Genomic DNA, 7,292 nt, shown 5'->3' with positions numbered 1-7,292 from the left:
CGGCCTGCGTTTCGCCATCCGCGAAGGCGGCCGCACCGTCGGCGCCGGCGTCGTGTCGAAAATCGTCGAGTAAGTCGCACCAGCGAATATCCAAAGAAAGGGCGTCCCTCGGGACGCCCTTTTTTTGCATTCCTGCTATGGTCAGCGCGCCTTGCGCGGAAAGGAATTAGTCGTAGGCCGCGTCGACGATGAATTCCACCTTCAGCTCGGCGCGGGCCAATTTGGCCTCGCCGCAAGCCCGCGCGGGGGCATGGCCCTTTGGAACCCAGGCATTCCAGACCTCGTTCAATCCTGCAAAATCCTTCATGTCGGCCAGCCAGATCGTCACGCGCAGCATCTTTTCGCGCGATGAGCCAGCCTGTTCGAGAAGGGCGTCGATCTTCTCGAGGCAAATCCGGACTTGTTCCTGAATAGCCTCGCCCTCGGCGACTTGCCCGGTCAGGTAGGCCACTCCGTTGTGTTTCACAATTTTTGAGGACCGTTCGCCGGTGTCGATGCGTTCAATCATGGGGGTATTCTCGTTTTTTAGTGTCGGATACGGTCGCTCATGGTCACAATCCACCCTGTATGGCAAACGGAAACCGTTTGAGTGCGTTTCAGAGAAATTTAATACGCAGAAAAAAACGTGATCAGAAAGCGCGTGGACCTATCTCGCATTCGTGCCGCCTCGAGTGCTTGTCTTTGCCACCTTCCGTTCAAACGCGCACAGGCTTTTCCATCCCGGCGCTGAGTGGCCTCGGCGTGGATTGTAGAAGCCGTTGATACCGAAAACAAAATTGCCAGCGCCAACCCCGCAGCCCTTCCGTATGTTCTCTGAAAATCTGCAGGCGATTACTTTCGGCACACAGGCGAAGTATTTGGCCGCGTCAACCGGGGCGGCCTTTTTCTTTTCACAATTGTCAGTATTCTGGCGGCAGACATTCAGATTTTCGGTAACATGATAAAATCGTTAACTAAATTCACCGGGTTTTCCCTAACAGCAATGATCGCAGTCGCTGGCGTAGGGCAGGCCAGGCCTTTGCTTACGAATTCACAGGAAACCTATGTTTCCGCCTGCCTGGATCAGAGTGACACGCCAGAGCGTATCATCGAAATCTGCCAACACGGGCTGGGTGGTGTCGGTGCGTCTGATCGGCAGCGTATTGAGATGTTGGATAAGCTGGCATGGGCCTATTATGATCTCGATGATATGGATCAGGCCGATGACGCGTTTGCCGAAATTCTGGCCTTGAATCCCGATGCCGAGCTTGGGCTGCAGGGGCGGGCGTGGGTGCATTACAATCGCGATTATTACGCGGCTGCGAGTGCGTTGTTTAGGCAAGCCGTATCGCGCAAGCCCAATGCAAGCAACATGGCTGGTCTGGCCGCCAGCGCGCGCCGGGCCGGGCAGATGGATTTTGCCGATTTCGAAGAGATGATGCAAACCGCTCTGGCCTTGAACCCGGAATACACTTGGGCGATGCGGGAACTGGCCTGGAAATTGGTGGACCATCACCGGCAGGACGAAGCGCTGAGCCTGTTCAGAACCGCCAGCGAACTGGATCCATATGATCCATATGCGGAATACGGCGTCGCCTTTCTGTTGTCCGAGCAGAACGATTGGGAAGCTGCGTTTGACCACGTAAGTCGGGCATTGGAACTGAAGCCGGATTTCGTGACCGCATTATCGCGCCGGTCCCTTATCCTGCTGATGCTGGATCGGCCCAAACAGGCATTGAAAGATGCCGAAGCGGTGATTGAGGCCGAACCTGATGACACGGACGGCTACGTGCGAAAGGCGCGGGCGCTGTCAGACTTAGGCCAAAGATCACAGGCGCATGAGGTGTTGGAGCTGGCGGAAAGCCGGGTGGGACCGGGTAGTTATCTGCTTTATTGGCGGGCCAGCCTGTTGGCGGACGACCTCGAGTATGAAGCCGCTCTTTTCCACATTCGACGCAGTGTCGCGCTTGAGGGTGCCGACCGCTTTGACCACCGCCTGCATGCGGATATCGCGTTAGGGCTGGGGTACACGGATGAAGCCCGTGATGCCATTGATCAGGCGCTTGATCTCTATCCCGATGGAGAGTTTGAGCAGTATTCGAATGCGCTGGTGCTGCTGGCCGAGGACAGGTTCGATGCAGCAGAAAGCATGTTCGATTCTGCCACCGCCGCAGGCCTGCACCAGGACTACCTTGGCGACTTTCTGGCCGCTTTGGTGGCCGAGGGGCGGTTCATGCAAGCGATCAAGATGCGTGCTCGGTACAAAAACCGCCAACCGGATGCGACAAGTGACGCGCAACGTTCGAACTAGCGCGTCACTTCTAATGCAGTGATGTTTACGAGGTCGCCGATTCCGCCGCGCTACGCACCGCTTTGATGTTTGCGCCGTAGACGTCCGGGTTATCGACCGAACCGCCCTTGAATACGGCTGAACCTGCGACCAGCACATCCGCACCAGCTGCGGCCACCAACGGGGCCGTCTTGGGGTCGACGCCACCGTCAATCTCGATATGGATCGGACGGTCTCCGATCATCGACCGCAGTTTGCGAATCTTGTTGGTCATGTCGATGAATTTCTGGCCGCCAAAACCGGGGTTCACTGTCATGACGCAAACCAGATCGGTCAGGTCTAGCAAGTGTTCAACCGCGTCGGCCGGGGTGCCGGGGTTCAACGCAACGCCCGCCTTCATGCCAGCGGCGCGAATCGCCTGCAAAGTACGGTGGGTATGGGCACCGGCCTCGACATGTGCAGTCAGGATATCGGCGCCTGCATCCGCGTAGGCCTGAATGTAGGGATCAACCGGCGTGATCATCAGATGCACGTCCATGACCGTTTTGACATGGGGGCGGAACGCTTTGACGGCGGGCGGGCCAAAGGTCAGGTTGGGCACAAAATGGCCGTCCATTACGTCGATATGGACCCAATCCGCCCCCTGGGCTTCGATGGCCTGAATCTCGGCACCAAAATTGGCGAAATCTGCGGACAGGATCGACGGGGCGATCTTGATGCTGCGGTCAAAGCTCATGAATGGCCTCATATGGATAGCGTGTTGGCACAGCGTATAGCGGCGATATGCGCCAATGGGTAGGCCCTCGGTACGCGGGGGCGTTTACAAAACTTTCACTGTGCCGACACAAAGCCGTTGAATCCCGCCTGTAGTTGGTCGCCAACACGAATTGGGGGTGGCACGTGCTGCGGATAGAAAAACTGACTAAACGCTTTGGCGACAACGTGGCCGTTGATGCCGCGACGCTGGACGTAGACAAGCCTTGCATGATTGGCATCATCGGGCGGTCCGGCGCGGGCAAGTCGACGTTGTTGCGGATGATCAACCGTCTGACGGATGCAAGCGACGGCGAGATCCTGTTTCAAGGCCGTGAAGTCACCAAGCTGAAAGGCCGTGACAAGCGCGCATGGCAGGCTGATTGCGCGATGATCTTTCAGCAATTCAACCTGGTGCCGCGTATGGATGTTGTTTCGAATGTGCTGCATGGCACATTGAATCGCCACTCGACTCTGGCGACCATGTTCAACCTGTTCCCGATGGAAGACATCCACCGGGCGATTGATATTCTGGACCGCCTCGGCATCGCCGCGCACGCGCCCAAACGCGCCGAGGCGCTTTCGGGCGGTCAGCAACAGCGCGTCGCCATCGCGCGCGCCCTGATGCAGGACCCTAAGATCATTCTGGCCGACGAACCCATCGCCTCGCTGGACCCGATGAACGCGCAGGTGGTGATGCAGGCGCTGCGCCGCATCCACGAAGAGGACGGCCGCACCGTCATCGCTAACCTGCATACGCTGGATACCGCCCGCCGCTATTGTGACCGCGTCGTCGGTATGCGCGATGGACGTATCGTTTTCGACGGGTTGCCCGAGCAACTGACAACTGGCGTGGCCCGCGAAATTTATGGCGCCGACGCCAGCTTCTCGGAAGAGGCAACTTCGACCCAGATCGAAACACTCGACGCGACCCAAAAAGCGCTGATGGAAGCCGAGGCGACCATCTAGGCCAGACCCAACCCTTTCATCGACCGGCCGATGAAAGGCCGGCGCATCAAACCGGAGAGAGACAGATGAAAAAACTGATTGCCGCCCTGGTGGCCACAACTGCGATGGCCGCGCCAGCCATGGCGCAAGAGATTTCCGAATTCCGCATTGGTATTCTGGGCGGAGAAAACGCACAGGACCGTCTGAGCAAGCAGGAATGCTTGCGCGAGCAGACTGAGGACCTGCTGGGCGTCGAGACCAAGCTGTTCGCGCCCGCCGATTACAACGGCGTAATTCAGGGGCTGCTTGGCGGCACCATCGACATGGCTTGGCTGGGTGCATCCGGTTACGCCAAAACCTACCTGAGCGATCCTGAAGCGGTTGAGCCTGTTCTGGTCAAGGTCAACACCGATGGCAGCTATGGCTACTATTCGATCGGATTTGCCCGCAAGGACAGCGGCATTGCCTCGTTGGAAGACATGAAGGACAAGACCTTTGGTTTCGGCGATCCCAATTCGACCTCGGGCTTCCTGATCCCGTCAATCGAAATTCCGCAGGCCACCGGCGCGACCATGACTTCGGGTGACTATTTTGGTGAAGTAAAATTCACCGGCGGCCATGAGCAGACCATCGTGGCAGTAAACAACGGTGACGTTGACGGCGGCGTGACATGGGCCGACGGTCTGGGAGATTGGGAAGACGGTTATCAGTCCGGCGCGCTGCGTCGTGCCGTGGATGCCGGTCTGGTCGACATGAACGATCTGATCGAAATCTGGAAATCGGCTCCGATCCCCGAAGGCCCATTCGTTCTGCGCACCGAGCTACCCGAAGACGTTAAAATCAAGATGACCGGCATGCTGGCCTCGATGAATTCGATTGATCCAGACTGCATGTACAACGTTCTGGGCGGTGAATCCAAAGGCCTTATGCCGATCACCCACGACGCCTACGAAATCATCATCGAAGCGCGCAAGCTGAAGTCCAACTAATCCTGCACCTCCAATGATCGGGGTCCGGTGGCAAACCGGACCTCTTTTTGCCACTCAGGAGCATTCCATGACAGACCTGACCGTAGGGTCCCCCAGCGTCGACCAGATCCGGGCCGACTATTCCGAGATGACACGACGCAAGAGGGTCTATGGTGGTATCCTTCTGATCGTATTCGTGGCGATGATGGCCGCGGGTTTCCGTACTGCAGACGACCGCAATGCCGGCAGCTTTGTCGACGGCTGGCACCGTATCCTCGACTACCCGACCGAGGTTCTGTCGGAAGCATGGGAAAAGATCGGCGCGATGCCGGAGAACCTTGTGAAGTTTTTCCCGGCTCTGGTCGAGACACTCAATATCGCTGCGGCTTCGACGCTGATAGGGGCCATCGCTGGGACGTTTCTGGCGCTGATGTCCACGCGTGGCATGGCATTGTGGCCCTCGCTTATCCCGCTGTTTCGCCGCAACGCTGATATTTTTCGCGCGGTGCCTGAAATCGTTATCGCTTTGGTTTTGATCTTTGTGCTGGGCGGTGGTCCGGTGCCCGCAATGATTGCCATCGCAATCCATACGGCAGGCGCGTTGGGGAAGCTTTTCTCGGAAGTGAACGAAAATGCCTCGCTGAAACCGGTCGAGGGGCTTCATTCGGTCGGCGCGAACTGGTCTCAGCGGATGTATCTTGGCGTGATCCCACAGGTTGGACCGAACTATGTCAGCTATGCGCTGCTTCGGTTCGAGATCAACATTCGCGCCTCGGCCATTCTGGGTTTTGTTGGCGCCGGCGGGCTGGGTTATGAGCTGCGCAACGCGATGTCCTGGGGGCAGGGGCGTTATGACGAAGCTGCCGCCATCTTCCTTCTGCTGTTCGTCACGATTGTTGTTGTCGATCAGATATCGGGTCTGCTGCGTGAGCGCCTGACCCACGGTTCCGAGAAAGGAGCACGGGCATGAGCACTTTTGCCACCGACCTGACCGCCGATGAGTTGAAGGCTGAGGCTGCCCGTTTGTTCAACCGCAAACGGCTGACCAACTTTGGATTGCCCGCGCTTGTTTTTGTCTATCTGATTTACGTGTTCTTTGCTTTCGACGTGTCTGGAATGGCCGAGCGTGCGAACTGGGAGAACGGCAAAACGCTGATTGCAGACAGCTACAGCTACAAAACGCATGTTTCGCGTGACAATCGCACCGGCGAGGTTTCAACCGCCATCGAAGGTGAACGCAAGGGCCGCTACCCCGACGGTGAGGCTCCGGGCTGGGTGAGTTTAGGCGAAACTACAGTCATTGATCTGGAAGACGGCCACATCGTCCGCTTTGGTCCCGAGACGGTGGAATACGATATCCCCGGCCATGGCACCGTCCGCGCGACACCGACCCGCTCTGCCGGTGTTCAGGCTGAACTGCCCGCAGGCGAGGTGCCGGATTGGATCAACGTCTCAAAAAACCGCATGGCGATTACAACGGATGCGGGGCGTCTGACCGTGACACGCAACCGGTCCGAGGTCTTCCGCTATTTCAATGGGTGGGAGCTGTTCTGGTTCACGCTCGACAGCCCTTATTACGGCAAATCCCTCCCGGAACTGGCGGGCCTCACCGCAAAGGGTGAGGGCGGGGCAATCCTGAATGACTTCTGGACCAACAAGATGTGGCGGCATCAGGACGTGGCCTGGGCCATTTTTGAAACCATCCTGATGGCATTTCTCGGCACGTTAGGCGCGGGTATGATCGCATTGCCTTTGGCGTTTTTCGCCACGCGCAATTTCAACCCGCTAAAATCCATTCGGTTCCTGACGCGCCGTGTGTTTGACTTTGTGCGCGGTGTGGACGCGCTGATCTGGACGGTTGTGTTGGCGCGTGCCTTTGGACCTGGTCCACTCACCGGCGCGCTGGCCATTCTGGTGACCGATACCGGAACCTTCGGCAAAATCTTCTCGGAAGCGCTGGAAAATGTGGACCAGAAACAGATCGAGGGCGTGCAGTCCACAGGGGCCAATGCACCGCAACGCTATCGTTATGGTGTGATCCCACAGGTGACGCCGGTGCTGCTAAGTCAGTTGCTCTACTTCCTTGAATCCAACACCCGCAGCGCCACGGTGGTCGGTGCGATCACCGGTGGTGGTATCGGTCTGTTGTTGACGCAAGCGATCATCACCCAGAAGGATTGGGAAGAGGTCGCCTATTACATCGTTCTGATCATCCTGATGGTGATGCTGATGGACTGGTTCTCGGGCTGGCTGCGCCGACGGCTTATCCAGGGAGAGACAAGCAAGATACGCAAAGCTCGGGACACAAAGGCAAAGTCGTTCTTTTTGCCGTGACTCATGACCAAGGACCACAA

At 57.7% G+C, this 7,292-nt stretch carries 8 protein-coding genes; 6 read left to right on the top strand and 2 right to left on the bottom strand.

Annotated features, from left to right (window positions below; all coding sequences use genetic code 11):
• On the top strand, positions 1 to 73 hold a 73-nt coding region (locus AC2FI8_RS14070; RefSeq protein WP_296514147.1), incomplete at its 5' end, for an EF-Tu C-terminal domain-related protein.
• Positions 74 to 166: 93 nt separating this feature from the next.
• Here the strand turns inward: AC2FI8_RS14070 and AC2FI8_RS14065 are convergent.
• Positions 167 to 508: a RidA family protein gene (locus tag AC2FI8_RS14065; RefSeq protein ID WP_496779651.1), complete on the bottom strand. Its 342-nt coding sequence runs from the start codon at positions 506 to 508 to the stop codon at positions 167 to 169.
• A gap of 510 nt (positions 509 to 1,018) precedes the next feature.
• Between AC2FI8_RS14065 and AC2FI8_RS14060 the strand changes: the two genes are divergently transcribed.
• Positions 1,019 to 2,290 (top strand): tetratricopeptide repeat protein, encoded by a 1,272-nt coding sequence (locus AC2FI8_RS14060; RefSeq protein WP_496779649.1) that lies wholly within the window; start codon positions 1,019 to 1,021, stop codon positions 2,288 to 2,290.
• Positions 2,291 to 2,315: 25 nt separating this feature from the next.
• Here AC2FI8_RS14060 and rpe read toward each other — a convergent pair whose 3' ends face one another.
• The gene (gene rpe / locus AC2FI8_RS14055; protein ID WP_282151891.1) at positions 2,316 to 3,005 is read right to left on the bottom strand and encodes a ribulose-phosphate 3-epimerase; all 690 of its coding nucleotides are present in this window, start codon (positions 3,003 to 3,005) and stop codon (positions 2,316 to 2,318) included.
• A 164-nt stretch (positions 3,006 to 3,169) separates the two neighbouring features.
• Between rpe and phnC the strand changes: the two genes are divergently transcribed.
• The 4 genes from phnC to phnE (AC2FI8_RS14035) all read left to right on the top strand — a co-directional run bounded on the left by phnC (position 3,170) and on the right by phnE (AC2FI8_RS14035) (position 7,272).
• Positions 3,170 to 3,991 carry a phosphonate ABC transporter ATP-binding protein gene (gene phnC / locus AC2FI8_RS14050; RefSeq protein WP_496767158.1) on the top strand — a complete coding sequence of 274 codons (822 nt, stop codon included), beginning with the start codon at positions 3,170 to 3,172 and terminating at the stop codon, positions 3,989 to 3,991.
• A 65-nt stretch (positions 3,992 to 4,056) separates the two neighbouring features.
• Positions 4,057 to 4,959: a phosphonate ABC transporter substrate-binding protein gene (phnD, locus tag AC2FI8_RS14045; protein WP_496767157.1), complete on the top strand. Its 903-nt coding sequence runs from the start codon at positions 4,057 to 4,059 to the stop codon at positions 4,957 to 4,959.
• Positions 4,960 to 5,026: 67 nt separating this feature from the next.
• Positions 5,027 to 5,908: a phosphonate ABC transporter, permease protein PhnE gene (phnE, locus tag AC2FI8_RS14040; RefSeq protein WP_496779647.1), complete on the top strand. Its 882-nt coding sequence runs from the start codon at positions 5,027 to 5,029 to the stop codon at positions 5,906 to 5,908.
• Positions 5,905 to 7,272: a phosphonate ABC transporter, permease protein PhnE gene (gene phnE / locus AC2FI8_RS14035; RefSeq protein ID WP_496779645.1), complete on the top strand. Its 1,368-nt coding sequence runs from the start codon at positions 5,905 to 5,907 to the stop codon at positions 7,270 to 7,272. Before phnE (AC2FI8_RS14040) ends, phnE (AC2FI8_RS14035) begins: the two co-directional genes overlap by 4 nt.
• Positions 7,273 to 7,292 lie beyond the last annotated feature (20 nt).

Source organism: Ruegeria sp. CDSB029, from assembly GCF_059611125.1.
This window is presented reverse-complemented; position numbering and strand designations above follow the sequence as displayed.